This is a genomic window from Enterobacter genomosp. S (assembly GCF_001631805.1).
Lineage (GTDB): Bacteria > Pseudomonadota > Gammaproteobacteria > Enterobacterales > Enterobacteriaceae > Enterobacter > Enterobacter quasihormaechei.
The window spans coordinates 18,506-35,438 of record NZ_LVVA01000024.1 but is presented as its reverse complement, the minus strand read 5'-3'; the positions used below and the strand labels follow the sequence as shown (position 1 = coordinate 35,438).

The 16,933-nt window shown below is 59.8% G+C and carries 12 protein-coding genes; 3 read left to right on the top strand and 9 right to left on the bottom strand.

Going from position 1 to position 16,933, the window contains the following annotated elements:
* Positions 1–306: 306 nt before the first annotated feature.
* Both narX and narL read left to right on the top strand, forming a co-directional pair.
* On the top strand, positions 307–2,103 hold the full coding sequence (gene narX / locus A3466_RS21295; RefSeq protein WP_063452235.1) for a nitrate/nitrite two-component system sensor histidine kinase NarX: 1,797 nt from the start codon (positions 307–309) through the stop codon (positions 2,101–2,103).
* Positions 2,096–2,746, top strand: coding sequence for a two-component system response regulator NarL (gene narL, locus A3466_RS21290; RefSeq protein WP_003856701.1), 651 nt, complete (start codon positions 2,096–2,098; stop codon positions 2,744–2,746). Before narX ends, narL begins: the two co-directional genes overlap by 8 nt.
* A gap of 1 nt (position 2,747) precedes the next feature.
* On the opposite strand, the gene A3466_RS21285 is transcribed toward narL, so the two are convergent.
* The 7 genes from A3466_RS21285 to nasR form a co-directional block, all read right to left on the bottom strand.
* On the bottom strand, positions 2,748–4,166 hold the full coding sequence (locus tag A3466_RS21285) for a YchO/YchP family invasin (RefSeq protein WP_063452234.1): 1,419 nt from the start codon (positions 4,164–4,166) through the stop codon (positions 2,748–2,750).
* Positions 4,167–4,288: 122 nt separating this feature from the next.
* Complete coding sequence (locus A3466_RS21280; RefSeq protein ID WP_063452233.1) at positions 4,289–6,766, bottom strand: nitrate reductase; 2,478 nt, start codon at positions 6,764–6,766, stop codon at positions 4,289–4,291.
* A complete protein-coding gene (nirB, locus tag A3466_RS21275) occupies positions 6,763–10,749 on the bottom strand; it encodes a nitrite reductase large subunit NirB (RefSeq protein ID WP_074161114.1) in 3,987 nt (1,328 codons plus the stop codon). Before nirB ends, A3466_RS21280 begins: the two co-directional genes overlap by 4 nt.
* Before the next feature lie 12 nt (positions 10,750–10,761).
* Positions 10,762–11,550 (bottom strand): ABC transporter ATP-binding protein, encoded by a 789-nt coding sequence (locus A3466_RS21270; protein ID WP_063452232.1) that lies wholly within the window; start codon positions 11,548–11,550, stop codon positions 10,762–10,764.
* 9 nt (positions 11,551–11,559) lie between these two features.
* Complete coding sequence (gene ntrB, locus A3466_RS21265) at positions 11,560–12,438, bottom strand: nitrate ABC transporter permease (protein WP_063452231.1); 879 nt, start codon at positions 12,436–12,438, stop codon at positions 11,560–11,562.
* A 2-nt stretch (positions 12,439–12,440) separates the two neighbouring features.
* Complete coding sequence (locus A3466_RS21260) at positions 12,441–13,688, bottom strand: CmpA/NrtA family ABC transporter substrate-binding protein (protein WP_082830962.1); 1,248 nt, start codon at positions 13,686–13,688, stop codon at positions 12,441–12,443.
* 229 nt (positions 13,689–13,917) lie between these two features.
* Positions 13,918–15,099, bottom strand: coding sequence for a nitrate regulatory protein NasR (nasR, locus tag A3466_RS21255; RefSeq protein WP_063452229.1), 1,182 nt, complete (start codon positions 15,097–15,099; stop codon positions 13,918–13,920).
* 72 nt (positions 15,100–15,171) lie between these two features.
* On the opposite strand from nasR, the gene A3466_RS21250 reads away from it, so the two are divergent.
* Complete coding sequence (locus A3466_RS21250) at positions 15,172–15,525, top strand: DsrE/DsrF/TusD sulfur relay family protein (RefSeq protein ID WP_063452228.1); 354 nt, start codon at positions 15,172–15,174, stop codon at positions 15,523–15,525.
* Between the two features lie 37 nt (positions 15,526–15,562).
* Here the strand turns inward: A3466_RS21250 and A3466_RS21245 are convergent, their stop codons facing one another.
* Positions 15,563–16,258 carry a gamma-glutamylcyclotransferase gene (locus tag A3466_RS21245; RefSeq protein WP_063452227.1) on the bottom strand — a complete coding sequence of 232 codons (696 nt, stop codon included), beginning with the start codon at positions 16,256–16,258 and terminating at the stop codon, positions 15,563–15,565.
* A 177-nt stretch (positions 16,259–16,435) separates the two neighbouring features.
* Complete coding sequence (gene chaB, locus A3466_RS21240; protein ID WP_003856674.1) at positions 16,436–16,666, bottom strand: putative cation transport regulator ChaB; 231 nt, start codon at positions 16,664–16,666, stop codon at positions 16,436–16,438.
* Between the last annotated feature and the right edge of the window lie 267 nt (positions 16,667–16,933).

The window sequence follows — 16,933 nt, the reverse complement described above, 5'->3', positions numbered from 1 at the left end:
CACCTCTGATTCTCGAATGATGCTGCAAACATTAGGGCTTTAGGGCGGCGGTAAGTTGATATAAATCAAAGGAAAAGTGGGAGGTTTCGCGGTGAAAAAAAAGCCATCACTCTTAATGAGTAGATGCAAAACGTAAAAAAGGTGTGGTTTTTCACAGTGCTGACGCATCCCTGCTTCGTCCACCCACTAACCGTTACCCCTCCGGCAATTTAGAGGTAATCCTTTATTGGTATGGGTATACTCCGGGGTATGCACCAGAATAGCGCCATTCCTGCAAGCAGGTCACGTCAGGAGCCCGTCAACTCTATGTTAAAAAGATGTTTATCTCCGCTGACGCTGGTTAACCAGCTGGCGCTTATCGTTCTGCTGTCCACCGCTATCGGTGTGACCGGCATGGCTATTTCTGCCTGGCTGGTACAGGGTGTACAGGGTAATGCGCATGCCATCAACGAGGCAGGCTCGCTACGCATGCAGAGTTACCGGCTTCTGGCGTCGGTTCCGCTGACGCAGGCTGACCAGCCGCTTATCGACGAAATGGAGCGTACCGCATTCAGCCCTGAACTGGAAAGAGCCGCTATTCGTGACGGCCAACAATCTCAGCTTAAGGCGCTTCAGGGCTACTGGCACACCCAGCTGGCGCCTGGGCTAAAGCGGGCGGAAAATCGGGAAACGGTCGCGCAGGATGTCGCCGGGTTTGTGTCACGCATCGACCATCTTGTCAGCTCCTTCGATCGCACGACAGAGTTACGCATTGACCGTGTGGTGATGGTTCATCGCGCGATGGCGTTGTTTATGGGTTTGCTACTGATTTTCACGGTTATCTGGCTGCGCGCGCGGCTGCTGAACCCCTGGAAACAGCTTCTGGCGATGGCCCGCGCCGTCACCCAGCGCGATTTTACCCAACGCACGCACATCAGCGGGCGCAACGAAATGGCGATGCTCGGCGAGGCGCTCAATACCATGTCGGCTGAACTTTCGGAAAGCTACGCGGTACTGGAAAAACGCGTTCAGGAGAAAACCGCCGGGCTTGAGCAGAAAAACGAGATCCTCTCTTTCCTTTGGCAGGCGAACCGTCGCCTGCATATGCAGGTACCGCTTTGCGAGCGTCTCTCGCCGGTACTGAACGGCCTGCAAAACCTGACCCTGCTCCGCGATCTTGAGCTACGGGTTTACGACATTGAAGACGAAGAAAACCACCAGGAATTTACCTGTCAGTCGGACATCTCCTGCGACGATAAAGGGTGTCATTTGTGCCCGCGCGGCTTGCCTCCGCTGACCACCAGCGGCACGACCCTCAAGTGGCGGCTGATGGACAGCCATACCCAGTACGGCATTCTGCTGGCAACCCTGCCAGCCGGGCGTCACCTCAGCCACGACCAGCAGCAGCTTGTGGATACCCTGGTTGAGCAGCTCACGGCCACCCTCGCGCTCGATCGTCACCAGGAAAAACAGCAGCAGCTGATTGTTATGGAGGAGCGCGCCACCATCGCCCGCGAGCTGCACGACTCTATCGCCCAGTCCCTCTCCTGCATGAAAATGCAGGTGAGTTGCCTGCAAATGCAGGACGAAGGCATGCCCGAAAGCAACAAACAGCTGCTCAGCCAGATCCGCAACGAGCTTAACACCTCATGGGTTCAGCTTCGCGAGCTGCTGACCACCTTCCGTTTGCAGCTCACCGAGCCTGGGCTGCGCCCGGCGCTGGAATCCAGTTGCCAGGAATTTAGTGCCCGGCTGGGCTTCCCGGTGAAGCTGGATTACCAGCTGCCGCCGCGTTTTGTCCCCTCTCACCAGGCGATCCATGTGCTGCAAATTGCCCGTGAAGCCCTGAGCAACGTACTCAAGCATGCCGAGGCAACGACCGTTACGGTCACCGTCAGCTGCCAGGATAATCAGGTGAAGCTCAAGGTTCAGGATAACGGTCGCGGCGTGCCGGAAAATGCCGAACGAACGAACCATTATGGTTTAATTATCATGCGAGACCGCGCGCAAAGCCTGCGCGGTGATTGCCAGGTTCGCCGGGGAGAGTCAGGTGGCACCGAAGTCGTGGTCACCTTTATACCCGAAAAGTCCCTTATAACTGCTCAAGGAGAAAACCATGACTAATCAGGAACCGGCATCGATCCTGTTGATTGACGATCACCCGATGCTGCGCACTGGCGTTAAACAGCTTGTCAGTATGGCGCCGGATATCACCGTCGTCGGTGAAGCCAGCAACGGTGAACAGGGGATTGAACTTGCCGAATCGCTCGATCCTGATTTGATCTTGCTCGATCTCAACATGCCGGGCATGAATGGCCTGGAAACCCTCGACAAGCTGCGGGAGAAATCCCTTTCTGGCCGGGTGGTCGTCTTCAGCGTCTCCAACCACGAGGAAGACGTGGTTACCGCCCTCAAGCGGGGGGCAGACGGCTATCTGTTGAAGGATATGGAGCCGGAAGATCTGCTCAAGGCGCTGCAACAGGCTGCCGCAGGCGAGATGGTGCTGAGCGAAGCGTTAACGCCGGTGCTGGCCGCCAGCCTGCGTGCGAACCGCGCTACGTCCGATCGTGACGTCAGCCAGCTGACCCCGCGCGAGCGTGACATTCTGAAGCTGATTGCGCAGGGACTGCCTAACAAAATGATCGCCCGCCGTCTGGACATCACTGAAAGTACGGTCAAGGTGCATGTCAAACACATGCTGAAGAAAATGAAGCTAAAATCCCGCGTCGAAGCTGCCGTCTGGGTGCATCAGGAACGCATTTTTTAACCTATTCGTCCGGCAGCAACTTCCACCGTGGATCGTCGTCAGGCATTGCGACGAGCGGTTGCACCACGGAAAGCGTGATCTCATTGGAGGAGACACGCTGCCCATCCTTATCTTCCACCACGGCCGCAAGCCGCCATTCGTTTTTCGCCCCTTCCGCGTCGTTCCAGGCGGGCATAATCACGCTCCAGCCATCGCTGCTGTTGCTGTTTGCCGGTGAGGTAAGGCTGAGCGCCTGGGTATCACCCAGCCAGTGGATCTGACGGATACCGTGGGTGCTGCGAATTTGCAGCTTCAGCATGACGGTTTCGCCCGGCTTAAGATCCCACGGCGGCGTAGCCAGGTAGACCGAGAGGGTTTTTCGCTGACGAAACTCCATGACGGGCAGATTGTCGCGCTCAGGTGAATCATAGCGGCTTCCCCGCAGCGAGCGCGTCGCCGCCACTTCCCCGGCGGAAAGCTGTTTCGCCAGCGGCACGCCAAACCGATAGTTGAGCTTCAGCCCGAGGTTATTCTGGCTAACCCCGCTCTCCCCCTGCTTATGGGCAGCCGTCAGGGTGACCAGTGGAACGGGGGTATAGTTCAGCCCCAGATTGACCGCGACCGGGTTGTGATACCCCGTACCGCTGTTAAACAGATCGACGTTATCGCCGAAATACTGTTCAACGCTGACGCTGGTGTTCAGATGATGAAACCAGGGTAGCCAGGCTTTGGCCGTTACGTCGTACCCGCGCGCCATGCGCTGCTCCCGAATGTCGGAACCCGGCTGCCAGCCGGCAAACGGCTGGTAGTAATTGGCCGACAGGCGCAGATTTTCTCCCCACGCCTCTGCGCCCAATCCGGCGCGTTGCAGGTTGTCTTCAAGCAGGTTGTCGTAAAAGGTGTTGTAGCCAAGCAGCCACTTTCCGGCCACCCAGCGCTGACCAATCCCTACGTTGCTCACCAGCCCATCCGTCTGCTGCGTCAGGCCCAGCTGGCTCCAGCTCAGATAACGGCTGTTATCGTTCCAGGGGATAAACCAGCTGCCGCTGCTGCCGTTGAAGTTCCCTTCGTCATCCACCAGCACGTTGACGCTGGCATTCCCCCAGGGCGAAAGCCAGGATTCAATCTGCTCGTTAACTTCCCCGCTCACGGCATCCCGCACCTTGCCAAACGCGAACTCTCGCGCCTGCTGCCCGGCGGTCAGGCCGTTATCGGTCATGCTGGCTTCCCCAAAGGCTTTTGCCATTTCAGCCAGGTGCTTTTCGCCCTCGCTCGTTGGTTGCGCCATACCCAGATCCGGCAGACTATCGCCATTGTTATCAAACGGGTTTTGTGCCTGCTGCACGAAGGATTTCGGCGCACCGTGAACGGCTCCAGCCGAAATAAGGGGGAGTAACAGCAAAAAACGGATGCGGGACGATACAGCCTTCAACGTCGTCAATAAGAACCTGTGTTTTTGAACAAACACTTATATGTTAACGCCATAAGCCCTGAAAACCAGTCTTAACAGAAATTTCAGGAATATCCTGAAAAGATTTGTCGGGTAAGGCGTACCCGACACCATTATCCTAACAGCCCTTTTAGCTCCGGCACGCAGGAGCCGCAGTTAGTCCCGCAGCGCAGCTTCACACCCAGCGCTGACGCAGAATCACAGCCTCCGGCTATCGCCTGGCGTATCGTGTTTTCACCCACGCTAAAGCAGCTACAGATAATTCGTCCGGGATCGGTACCTTCACCCGGCCGTTGTCCGTGCAGCAGCGCATGGCGTTCAGCGATTTGTACGGGCGCAGAATTAAAAGCTTCTTCAATAAACGCATGCGCCAGCGCCGGCAGCGTATGGCCCTCCCAGAAGCCAAGCATTAGCTCGCCAAGATGCCAGGCCAGTACGCTACTGCGTTCCCCCGTCTGAGCCACCTGTAGCTGCCAGCCCCGGACGCTGGCATACGCCATAATCCACAACAGCAGAGGCCGATCACCCGCTACCGTCAGACGTGAGGCTTTACGCCACCAGCAGACTGACGACGGCAGTGCCGGCAGCTCGTGGGCATACAGTTCTCCCTGCCAGGCGGGGAGCCAGGGCATGATCCTTACCGCCGTTTGTTTACTCTCAGGCTGGCCGGAACAGGCATCAACCCGTCCCTCTACCAGCGCATTGACCTTCCCCTGCCGGGCAAACTGCGCGTTCCAGTGCATTGGCGCAAACAGCTCGCCTGCACGCTGTGCGGGGGAAATACGGACTCTGGCAACCATCACTCCGCGCGGGGAGCTTATCCGCGCCAGCTGAGCGTCCGTCAGGGCCGCGCGAGCCGCATCGGCTGCGCTTATCTCAACAAATGGCTCGTCGATATGCTGCATCAGGCGCGGAACATACCCCGTGCGCGTCATGGTGTGCCACTGATCGCGGATGCGCCCGCTGTTCAGTATTAACGGGTACAGTTCGTTGACGCAGGCCCCATGCGTTGAGGGCTCAACCGGAACAACCGTTCTTTGCGGGAAATCACCGGCGCGCCACTGGTACGGCGCCAGATCGTCCCACGCCTCCCGCGTCAACGACGCCAGCTCGTGCAGGTTCAGGGCCCGTTCGCCGTTATTTTCATACGCCGTCAGCGCTGCGTGTTCACAAAAGATCTCCTGAGGATGTTCCCAGGCGAAGGCCTCGCCATAGCCGAGCTGCTCTGCGATCCGGGCGACGATCCACCAGTCCGGTTTGGCCTCGCCGGGCGCAGGCAGAAAGGCGCGCTGGCGGGAAATACGGCGTTCAGAGTTCGTCACCGTGCCGTTTTTCTCGCCCCACCCCAGGGCGGGAAAACGGATATGGGCAAACCGGCTGGTGTCCGTCTCCTGCATCACTTCAGAAACAATCACCAGCGGACAGGCCGCCAGCGCCTGGCACACCGCGTGGCTGTCCGGCAGCGACACGGCGGGGTTGGTGCCCATGATCCACACTGCTTTCACCTCGCCGCGGGCAATGGCGTCAAACAGTTCTACCGCCATCAGGCCGGGGGTCTGCGCCAGCCGCTCGGTGCCCCAGAAGCGGGCCACGCGCGCGAGATCGTCAGGCTCAAAATTCATGTGTGCCGCCAGCTGATTCGCCAGCCCGCCCACTTCCCGCCCCCCCATGGCGTTTGGCTGTCCGGTCAGCGAAAACGGGCCGCAGCCCGGACGGTTGAACTTCCCGCTGGAAAGATGCACGTTAATGATGGCATTACACTTGTCGCTGCCGCTGGAGGACTGGTTGATCCCCATGGTGTAGAGCGTGATCGCGCGGGGCGCGGTGACAAACCAGTCGTAGAAGGTGCCAATCTCCTCTGGCGACAGGTCGCAAAACGCCGCCACGCGAGGAATAGTCCACTCGCCGTTCCCCTGAATCAGATTGAGCAATCCCACAAACAGCCCGGCGTCGCTGCCGGGTTTCAGCGCCAGATGCAGGTCTGCGACATCGCAGGTGGCGGTTTTGCGCGGATCGATCGCTACCACTTTCATCTGCGGATTGTTGTGTTTTGCCTGCACCAGACGCTGATACAGCACCGGATGCGTCCAGGCCGCGTTGGACCCGACCAGCACCACCAGATCGCTGTTTTCCACATCTTCGTAGCTGCACGGAACCACGTCTTCACCGAAAGCGCGTTTGTAGCCCACCACCGCCGAGGACATACACAGCCGCGAGTTGGTATCAATGTTCGCCGCTCCGATAAATCCTTTCATCAGCTTGTTGGCGGCATAGTAATCCTCGGTCAACAGCTGGCCGGAGGCGTAAAACGCTACCGCCTGCGGGCCCCATTCGTTGATGATGTTCCGCAGCCGCTCGCCCGCTTCGCCCAGCGCCTCGGGCCAGTCGACCTCCAGGCCGTCGACCATCGGGCGCAGCAGGCGTCCCTGCAACCCCGTCGTTTCCCCGAGGGCCGACCCCTTCACGCACAGTCGCCCAAAATTCGCAGGATGGGTTTCATCTCCCCGGATGCTTACCTTTTCGCCCTCTACGCTGGCGACCACCCCGCAGCCCACGCCGCAGTAAGGGCACGTTGTCCGGGTTTCCGTCATGAGGCCTCCGCACGCATCACCAGCTCTTCGTTGCCAACCCACACCTTGCCATTTTCAATTTTTACCGGCCAGGCGCGCACCGCGGGTTCGCCGCTCTCCACCTGACAGCCGTCGCGCAGGCGAATGCGCTGCTTGTATAGCGGAGAGACAACGACCGGCTCGCCCGCCGCATCGCCGAGGATGCCGCGCGAAAGCACGTTCGCGCGGCTGCCCGGCTCCCGATCGTCGAGGGCATAAACGGTTTGACCAAAGCGGAACAGCGCGATCGGTTTGCGCCCAAGATGCGCGCCGATGCCCGCCTGCTCCGGTATATCGTCGATGCCGCAAATTTCCTGCCAGCGCTTGCTTTCCTCCTCGACAGGGAGGTTCACCGCGGTGCGGAACAGCGCCAGGCGGTCAGGATCGTTAAGGGTGGTTTGCCACTCACACTGGTACGTCTCAACCACCCGGGCCATCTCCTGCTCCAGCTCGTGGGCGATCCCGAGGCTATCGTTCAGGATCACCTCACGCAGATAGTCGAGGCCGCCTTCCAGGTTGTCCATCCAGGTACTGGTGCGTTGCAGGCGATCTGCCGTGCGAATGTAGAACATCAGGAAGCGGTCGACGGTGCGGATCAGCGTTTCGTCGTCCAGATCGCTGGCGAAGAGATCCGCGTGGCGCGGCTTCATCCCGCCGTTGCCGCACAGGTAAAGGTTCCAGCCTTTATCCGTGGCAATCACCCCCACGTCCTTGCTCTGCGCCTCTGCGCACTCGCGGGTACAGCCGGAAACCGCCATTTTAATTTTGTGCGGCGCGCGCAGCCCCTTGTAGCGGTGCTCCAGCCTGACCGCGAGGCCGGTTGAGTCCTGAACGCCGTAGCGGCACCAGGTCGATCCGACGCAGGATTTCACCGTGCGCAGGGATTTTCCATAGGCGTGCCCGGTTTCAAACCCTGCCCCGACCAGCGCCTGCCAGATCTCCGGCAACTGTTCGAGCGTGGCGCCAAACAGGTCGATACGCTGCCCACCGGTGATTTTGCTGTAAAGGCTATAGCGTTTCGCAATCTGGCCTATGGCGATCAGCCCGTCGGCGGTCACTTCACCCGCAGGCATGCGCGGCACGATGGAGTACGTTCCGTCCTTCTGGATATTGGCGAAGTATCGGTCGTTGGTATCCTGCAACGGCAGGTGCGCTGGTTTGAGCAGATACTCGTTCCAGCAGGAGGCCAGCACGGACCCCACCAGCGGCTTACAGATCTCGCACCCGTGCCCCTGACCGTAGCGGCTGATAAGCTGGTCGAAGGTTCGGATATGGTTGACGCGTACCAGGTGGTAAATCTCCTGGCGCGAGTACGGGAAGTGTTCGCAGATGTCCTTTTTCACCTCCACGCCCTGCTCCGCAAGCTGGAACTCCATCACCTGCTTCACCAGCGCGCTACAGCCACCGCAGCCGGTCGCCGCTCTGGTGCACTGCTTAATAGCGCCGAGATCCGTTGCCCCCGCGCTCACCGCGTGACAAATATCGCCTTTGCTGACGTTATGACACGAACAGATCTGCGCGCTATCCGGCAGCGCCGCCACGCCCAGCGCTTTCGGCGCGCTGCCTGACGAAGCCGGTAAGATCAGCGTTTCTGGCTCTTTTGGCAGACTGATGCCGTTGAGCATCATCTGCACCAGCGTGGCGTATTCGCTGGCATCGCCCACCAGCACGCCACCTAGCAGGGTTTTGCTGTCGTGGCTGACCACGATTTTTTTGTAGATTTGCTGTGGCCCATGCGTCCACTGGTAGCTTAGCGCCCCCGGCGTGCGCCCGTGGGCATCCCCAAACGACGCCACGTCCACGCCGAGCAGCTTGAGCTTAGTGCTCATATCCGCGCCGGTGAAGCACTTCTCCTCACCCGCCAGCACGGCGGCGGCCACGCGCGCCATCTGGTAGCCCGGGGCCACCAGACCAAAGATTTTTCCCTCCCACAGCGCGCATTCACCGATGGCAAACACGTTCGGATCGGAGGTCCGGCAGGCGTCGTCAATGCAGATCCCGCCGCGCTCACCGATAGCCAGCCCGCTGCTGCGCGCCAGCGCGTCCTGCGGACGAATGCCGGCAGAGAAGACCACCATGTCCGCATCAAGCTGTTCATCGTCGGCGAAGCGCAGCACCAGCCCGTCGGCCGTCGAAGCAATTTCCGTGGTGGCTTTACTGGTGTGAACGCCAACGCCCAGCGCCTCGATTTTCCTGCGCAGCATCGCCGCGCCGTCACTGTCGAGCTGCACCGCCATCAGATTCGGCGCGAACTCCACCACGTGGGTTTCCAGCCCAAGCTGTTTGAGTGCATTTGCCGCCTCCAGCCCGAGCAGGCCGCCGCCAATCACCACGCCGCGGCGCGAGCCCGCCGCGTGGGCCGCGATATGGTCAAGGTCGTCAAGGGTGCGGTAGACAAAACACCCCGGCAGATCGTTGCCCGGTACCGGCGGCACGAATGGGTACGAGCCTGTGGCCAGCACCAGCTTGTCCCAGTGGGTCTCATGGCCGCTGGCGGTACGCACCACGTGCGCTTCACGATCGACAGCGACGATCTGCTGCGACAGGCGCAGCTCAATGCCGTTGTCGGCAAAGAAATCCCCCTCCACCAGCGAGAGCGAGTCCGCGCTGCGTCCGCCAAAATACTCCGACAGATGCACGCGGTCGTAGGCGGCATAGCGCTCTTCGCCAAAGACAACGATCTGATACTGCTGATGCAGATTGCGGTTAACGCAGTCTTCGAGGAAATGATGGCCGACCATACCGTGCCCAACCACCACCAGAGTAGGTTTTGTCATAGCGTTCTGTCCTGCAACCTGCGGTTGCGTTGTGAAACGATCGAACAGCCAGTCCGCGTGTGCGGGCGCAGCCGTTGCCAGTAAATCGGTAAAAGTCGCCGCGCTGCGGCAGTCGCCCATCAGCAGCACGCCAGCCAGCGCCCCGCGATGGATCAGTAAACGACGATAGTGGCGGGTCAGCGGATCCCATGAGCTCCAGACCACATCGTCCGCCCGCACCGTGGCGCGACCGAGGCTAAACAGCTCCACGCCGGTCACCTTTAGGCGCACGCCGTTGTCAGTCAGGGTAAAGGGCGCGGTTACGTCACCGGCGAGGCGCGCGGCGAGGATGTCCGCCTGCACCAGACAGGGGGCGACCAGGCCAAACGTCTGGCCGTCAATTTCGCAGCACTCGCCAATGGCGTAGATATTCGGCACGGAGGTTTGCATCTGCTGATCCACCACAATGCCGCGCACGCAGCGAATGCCGTTGGCCCGCGCCAGCGCAACGTTGGGCTGCACGCCAGTCGCCAGCACCACGCGCGCGGCGTCGACGCGGCGTCCGCTGAGCAGCGTCACGCTATTCGCGTTGATAGCCGCGATGCCGGAGGCGAGCTCACAGCGCACGCCCCGCTCCGCCAGCGCCTCTTCCAGCAGCACGCCCGCCTGCTGGTCAAGCTGCTGCTCCATCAGCCACGGGCCGCGATGCACGAGCGTGACGTTGTCACCTGAACGGGCCAGCGCTGCCGCCGCCTCTACGCCGAGCACCCCGCCGCCCAGCACGACTGCCGGTCCGGAGATCTTCTGAATGGCACAGGTTTCTGCCAGGGTGCGAAAGGTAAACACGTGCGGCGCGTCGCCGCCGGGGATCGGCGGCACAACGGGTGTCGACCCGGTGGCAAACACCAGCGCATCCCAGCTCAGCGTGCGGGCGGTGGTACGCACTTCATGCGCGTTCAGGTCAACGCCGAGCGCCGTTTCTCCTCGCAACACCATCACGCCACGTGCCGTATACCAGCCTTCATCGTGCAGACAGAGGTGCTCCGCCTGCTTTTCTCCGCCGAGAACCGGTGAAAGCTGGATGCGGTTATAGGCGTGCTGCGGCTCGTCACCGATTACCGTAATCGCAACGCGACCGGGAGCACGCTCGGTCAGCGAGGCAATCAGCCGGGTTGCCGCCATACCATTACCGATAATGACCAGTCGCATCGTGCCTCCTCGTTACGCCGCTTTCGGCTGTTTTTCGTAGAGGAAATGGAGGATTTGCTGGCGCATGTGGTGATAGCGACCGTCGTCCGCCAGCTGCACCCGGTTGCGTGGGCGCGGCAAATCGACGCGCAGGATCTCGCCCACGGTGGCCGCCGGGCCGTTGGTCATCATCAGCACCCGGTCAGAGAGCAGCACCGCCTCGTCCACGTCGTGGGTGATGAGCACAATGGTGGTGTTCAGTGCCTGCTGGATCTGCATCACCGAGTCCTGCAAATGGGCTCGCGTCAGGGCATCCAGCGCGCCAAACGGCTCATCCATCAGCAGCACTTTGGGTTTCATCGCCAGCGCCCGGGCAATCCCCACGCGCTGCTTCATGCCGCCGGAGATCTCCCCGGGGCGCTTATGCAGCGCATGGCCCATCTGCACGCGGTCGAGGTTGTGCTCAATCCACTCTTTGCGCTCGGCCTTGCTCATGGCGTGACGGAAGACCTGATCCACCGCCAGCGCCACGTTGTCGAAGCAGGTTAACCACGGCAGCAGCGAATGGTTCTGGAACACCACCGCGCGCTCTGGCCCCGGCCCGGCGATTTCGCGGTTGTCGCAAATCAGTCCGCCTTCCGTAGGCAGCGCGATCCCGGCGATCAGGTTTAACAGCGTCGACTTGCCGCAGCCGGAGTGACCAATCAGACTGACGGTTTCGCCCTCGTGAATATCGAAAGAGACGTTTTGTAGCGCCAGAAACTCGCCGCTGGCAGTGGAAAAACGCTGGCTCACGGCCTGGACCTGAATTAACGGTTTCATCTTTGCTCCTTATTTTTCCTGCCAGCTAAAGCGACGGGCGATCAGCATCAGCCCTTGCTCCAGCAGCAACCCGACCACGCCAATAATGACGATGGCGATGAGAATGTTTTCTACGTTGAGGTTGTTCCACTCGTTCCAGATCCAGAAGCCAATGCCCAGGCCCCCGGTGAGCATCTCGGCGGCGACAATCACCAGCCAGGCAATGCCGATGGAGAGGCGTACCCCGGTCAGCACCGCAGGCAGCACGGCAGGAAAAAGAATGCGGCGCATGATGGTCCACTCGGAGAGTTGCAGCACGCGGGCCACGTTCAGGTAGTCCTGCGGAATGCGGCGCACCCCTTCGGCGGTGTTTATGACCATTGGCCAGATGGAGCAGATAAAAATGGTCCAGCTCGATGCCGGCTCCGCCTTCTGGAACAGCAGCAGGCCGATGGGCAGCCAGGCCAGCGGGCTGACCGGGCGCAGGAGCGCGATCAGCGGGTTAAACATGCGTGAGAAAAAGGTGAAGCGGCCAATCAAAAAGCCCAGCGGGATGCCCGCCAGTGCCGCCAGGCCAAAACCGATGGCGACGCGCTGCAACGACGCAAGCACGTTCCAGCCGATGCCCATATCGTTTGGCCCGTCACGATAAAACGGATCGGCGAACAGGGTTATGGCCGAATCAAGCGTGCTGAGCGGCGTCGGAAAGCCTTTACTGCTTATCGCTGCCAGCTGCCAGAGCATCACCAGCAGCCCGAGGCCGAGCAGCGCCGGGATGACGCGCTGTAAAAAATCGTTCATCCGGCGCGCAAAGGCGGGCGTGCGGCGGCGAACCTGTAACGGAGGCAGGACAATCACTTCCCCGCTCTCTGACGTCTCTTGTGGTTTCCTGTTTTGCAGATGCGGCATAATCAGACCCCTTTACGGTGAATGGCGAAGCGGTTGGCGTATCCTTCAGGATCGGTGCCGTTCCAGACGGTGCCGTCCATCAGGGTGCTGCTGCGATACGGTGATGACGGCGTGGACATGCCGCCCACGGCGGTAGCGGCATCCTGCCAGACCGCGGTCTGGTTAATGCGCTGTGCGATGCCCGCGTAGTCCGGCGCGGCGTTAAGCAAGCCCCAGCGGCGGAACTGGGTTAAGAACCACATCCCGTCAGAGAGGTACGGGTAGCTCACGGCCCCCTCGTTGAAGCAGCGGATCGGGTGCGCATCCTGCCAGCGCTGGCCCAGGCCGTTGTCGTACTCGCCGAGCATGCGTCCGGTGAGGTACTGTTCTTTGCAGTTCAGCCAGGCGCGGCGAGAGAGGATTTGCGCGGTTTCACGTTTGTTTTCCGCCGACGCGTCGATCCAGCGCGCGGCTTCCATTACGGCGCTCACCAGCGCCCGCGCGGTATGCGGATTTTTCTCCACCCAGTCGCGGCGGGTGCCGAGGATTTTTTCCGGGTGATCGGCCCAGATGGACTGCGACGTGGCGGCGGTAAAGCCGATGCGGTCGTTAATCGCCCGCGCGTTCCACGGCTCGCCGACGCAAAACCCGAACATGTTGCCGATGCGCATGTTCATTACCATCTGCGGTGGCGGCACCACCACGGTGCGGACGTCGTCAAAGGGATTGATGCCCGCGCTGGCCAGCCAGTAGTAGAGCCACATGGCGTGGGTCCCCGTCGGGAAGGTATGCGCGAAGGTGTAGGTTCCCGGCGCCTGCTGCCCGATCAGTTTTTTCAGCCCGTCGAGGTCACGAACGCCCTTCTCCGCCAGATCGCCTGAAAGCGTGATGGCCTGACCGTTCTGATTGAGGGTCATCAGGTTCGCCATCTGCTGTGGCTTGCCCGCGATCCCCAGCTCCAGCCCGTACAGCAGGCCGTACAGAATGTGCGCGGCGTCCAGTTCGCCCGCCACCAGCTTGTCGCGCACCGCCGCCCAGCTCGCCTCTTTGGTCGGCACAATAGTAATGCCATGCTTTTTATCGAACCCCTTCAGGGCCGCGATAACCACTGGCGCGCAGTCGGTCAGGGGAATAAACCCAATACGCACGGTATCCTGCTCTGGCTTATCTGACCCCGCCGCCCACGCGGCCTGCATGACACCCGGCAACAGCATCGCGCCACTCGCCAGTAGGCTGGCCTGCAATAACCGCCGTCTCGACAAATCCGCCATAATCGCTCCTGAAAAAAAGCAAAAAAAAAAGCGTCCGACGGTGCTGAAGCACCGCTGGACGCCTTTATCCCGAAGACGCATGCACCGCCGTTGGCGCATCGTCAGAAATGGTTAATCTGTTAATGCAAAGGTAATGCCAGCTTTTAATCCCTTGTTTTTCAGACCTTACTTTGCCTGAATGTGATTTGACGCACTCGAAACAGGCAGAAAATGCCCACCGATCGTGCAACTACTCCTTAGGGATGACTGGCCAGAGATTCCTGACGGTGAGCAGCGCACGGGCGATATCCACCATGCGCTGGTTTTTATCCATCGCCATTTTGCGCAGGGCAGCCCACGCCTGCTCTTCGCTCATATTCTGGTGGGCAATCAGTACGCTTTTGGCTTTGTCGATGGTCTTTCGCTCTTCCAGCGTATCGCGCAGCGAGGCAAGCTGGCGGGAAAGCTGTTCTATCTCGCGCGCCTGCTGGCGCACCAGCGTAAGCAGAGGTTTATCCGGGTAAGGCGCGAGAGGTTCATCGGGATCGCTTAACCGGCCGAGGTCGTTCTCGCTGCGAAGACGTTCCTCCACCGTCAGCATCAGGTCGGCGATCATCCCCTCCTCGAGCGTGCGCAGATGCTCGAGGCGGCTTGTCTGTAAGGTAAACCACGTCAGCGCGACGTTACCGCCGTTAGCACCGGGCTGGCGGGTACAGGCCACGCGTCTCAGCTGCTCGGTTTCCAGACCCGGCAGGCAGTTCTGGGCAAACGCCTCCTGCACCCCGGCGCGGCTGTGAGAGAGAAAGATGTCGAAGCATGCCTGCTGCCCGTCGATCCGGTCCACCAGCCTCTGGCGGGTTTCATCATCAAAAAATCCCAGGGTAAAACCAATTGCCCCCAGCGCGCGCTCCTGCCCCACCAGCTCTTTGCCCTGCATCAGGCTGAAAAGCGCGACGAAACGGCCCGCAATGTGCGGATCGTCAATGCTGTCATTGAGCTGCGGGACAATACTGAGCAGATGGCGAAGCATCCGGCTATAGTGCTCCATCGCCTGAGGAGCGGTAATACTCTGCTGCGTCACGCCCTCGCGAAGGGCCGGCAGCGTCTCCAGGCATTGCAGCGCAACGGCGATGCGTTCACAGACGGCACTTCCCGGCAGCGGCGCCTGGCCATTCAGCAGGGTAAGCAATACCGCCAGGTTTTCATCCACCAGCCCCCGGCTGGCTTTGCATTCCGGGGCATACAGTTTGCCTTGCGAGCAAAGCCAGACGTTTGACGCGCCGCGCTCACACTGTAGCATATGCACCAGTTGGCTAATGCTGTTCACCAGCTCACCCAGTTGCGCAAGTCTGCTGAGCTGTTCCCTGCGCTGATATGTTGCGCGCTGGAACCATTCGGTTGCGCCGGGTAAACGGCCAGTGATTGTCGTCATCTTCTCTCTCCCGGATCGGTCATCTCCGCTGAGACAAGCAATATTCGTGCCTTTAAAAGAACAGGAGTCAACATGCAAAAAATCGTTATCGTCGCCAACGGGGCGGCCTACGGCAGCGAATCCCTCTTTAACAGCTTGCGTCTGGCGATCGCCCTGCGCGAAAAAGAGAGCGAAACCGATTTGCGGCTGTTTTTGATGTCGGATGCGGTCACCGCGGGGCTGAAAGGTCAAAAACCGGCTGAAGGCTACAACATTCAGCAGATGCTGGAGATCCTCACGGCGCAAGATGTGCCGGTCAAACTGTGTAAAACCTGCACGGACGGGCGCGGCATTACCGGGCTGCCGCTGATTGATGGGGTTGAGATCGGCACGCTGCCTGAGCTTGCCGAGTGGACGCTGGCTGCGGACAAGGTGTTAACTTTTTAAGGCGAGCAGTGGACGCCCGTTCAGCCGGGCGTCGTGTTCAGGCAAAACCGGGGCGCAGCGTATTGCTGAGCGGGTTGCCCTCCAATAGAGTTTTCACCTTCACCACCAGCTCGCTCAGACAGTCGTCCTGCATACCGAGACGCTTCAGCTCCTGATCGAGCGAAAAAAGATACTGGGCGTTCGTGCCCAGCGGTCCGCTGGCGGCGGCAATCAGCGGGGCAATCACCTGGGTTCGGGTGTCGGCTTCATAGAGTGGATGGCGCGGATCCATAATAAACACCAGCGCGTTTACGGTACGGCCATCGTCCAGTTCCAGCCTGCACCAGCTGGGCATATAGCAGCCGGTAATCATCTCGCGCTTCCACAGCAGCGTCAGTTCGTCTTCCAGGGTGGCATCCGGCAGGCGGTATGCCACACCCGTGGTGCGTCCGCCCTCTTTTAGTGCAAGCATGCGGCCAGGCTGACAGGCGCTGCCGCGTCCGGCCGTCAGGCGCAAACAGAACGCGCGGTGCCAGCCCGGCAGCGTACCGGTTGCCGATTCGACATACTCCAGCGCCGGGTTCCACATCAGCGAGCCATAGCCAAAAATCCAGACCGGTCCATCATCCGGGCGGCAAGCCAGCGTTGCTGCAAGCGACGCCGCACGTTGTTCAGCCGACCACAGAAGCGATTCCTCAATAGCACCAAATGCCGTTTTACAATCTGCCTTCATCAAGAAATCACGCGTTAACACATTACACCTCCGCCACTGCATGCTTCCTTGCGACATCTGTAGTTCGCCTTCCCGGCATTCTGCGCTGTTCATTTTAACAGCAGCCGAGCAACGATAAGCAATTCGCGGGCCAGATGCAATACAACGGCAGGTCAACCGCCTGAAAAGTCAAAACGAAGGCAGCGTATTAGCTGGCGGCTATTTCTTTTTATGCCACTTATCATCGTCCCCCTTTTCATAGTCATTTTTTACGGCGGCCCAGGCTACCTTATGCGCCGTCTCTTCACGGCTGGCATCATCCCGGCGGTCCTCTTTATCTTTGTACTGATCCCAGGCGCTGTTAAAGGCTTCTTTATAGATATCCTGCGCGTGGGCAGGCAATACGTTTTGCACGTTATCCGGTAATTCGCTTTTCGATTTGTATGGCATCGTTAACCTCTCTTTTTGGCTAAAAGATAAGTGTGGACGAGGATACGCCAGGGTGCCAGCCGACAGGAAGAAATGAACGATTTAAGATCACAACCTGTTGTTATTTAATTATTATTTCATGAAGATGAGGTATTATAACCATCAAGATCAAAAAACATAGCAAAGGGTAAAATTAAGTAAAAAACAAAGGGTATTTAACAGATTTCTGTTAGTTTAATGTCCTCAAAATCTATCTATAATTACAAGCACCTGCATTGACGGAGAAGC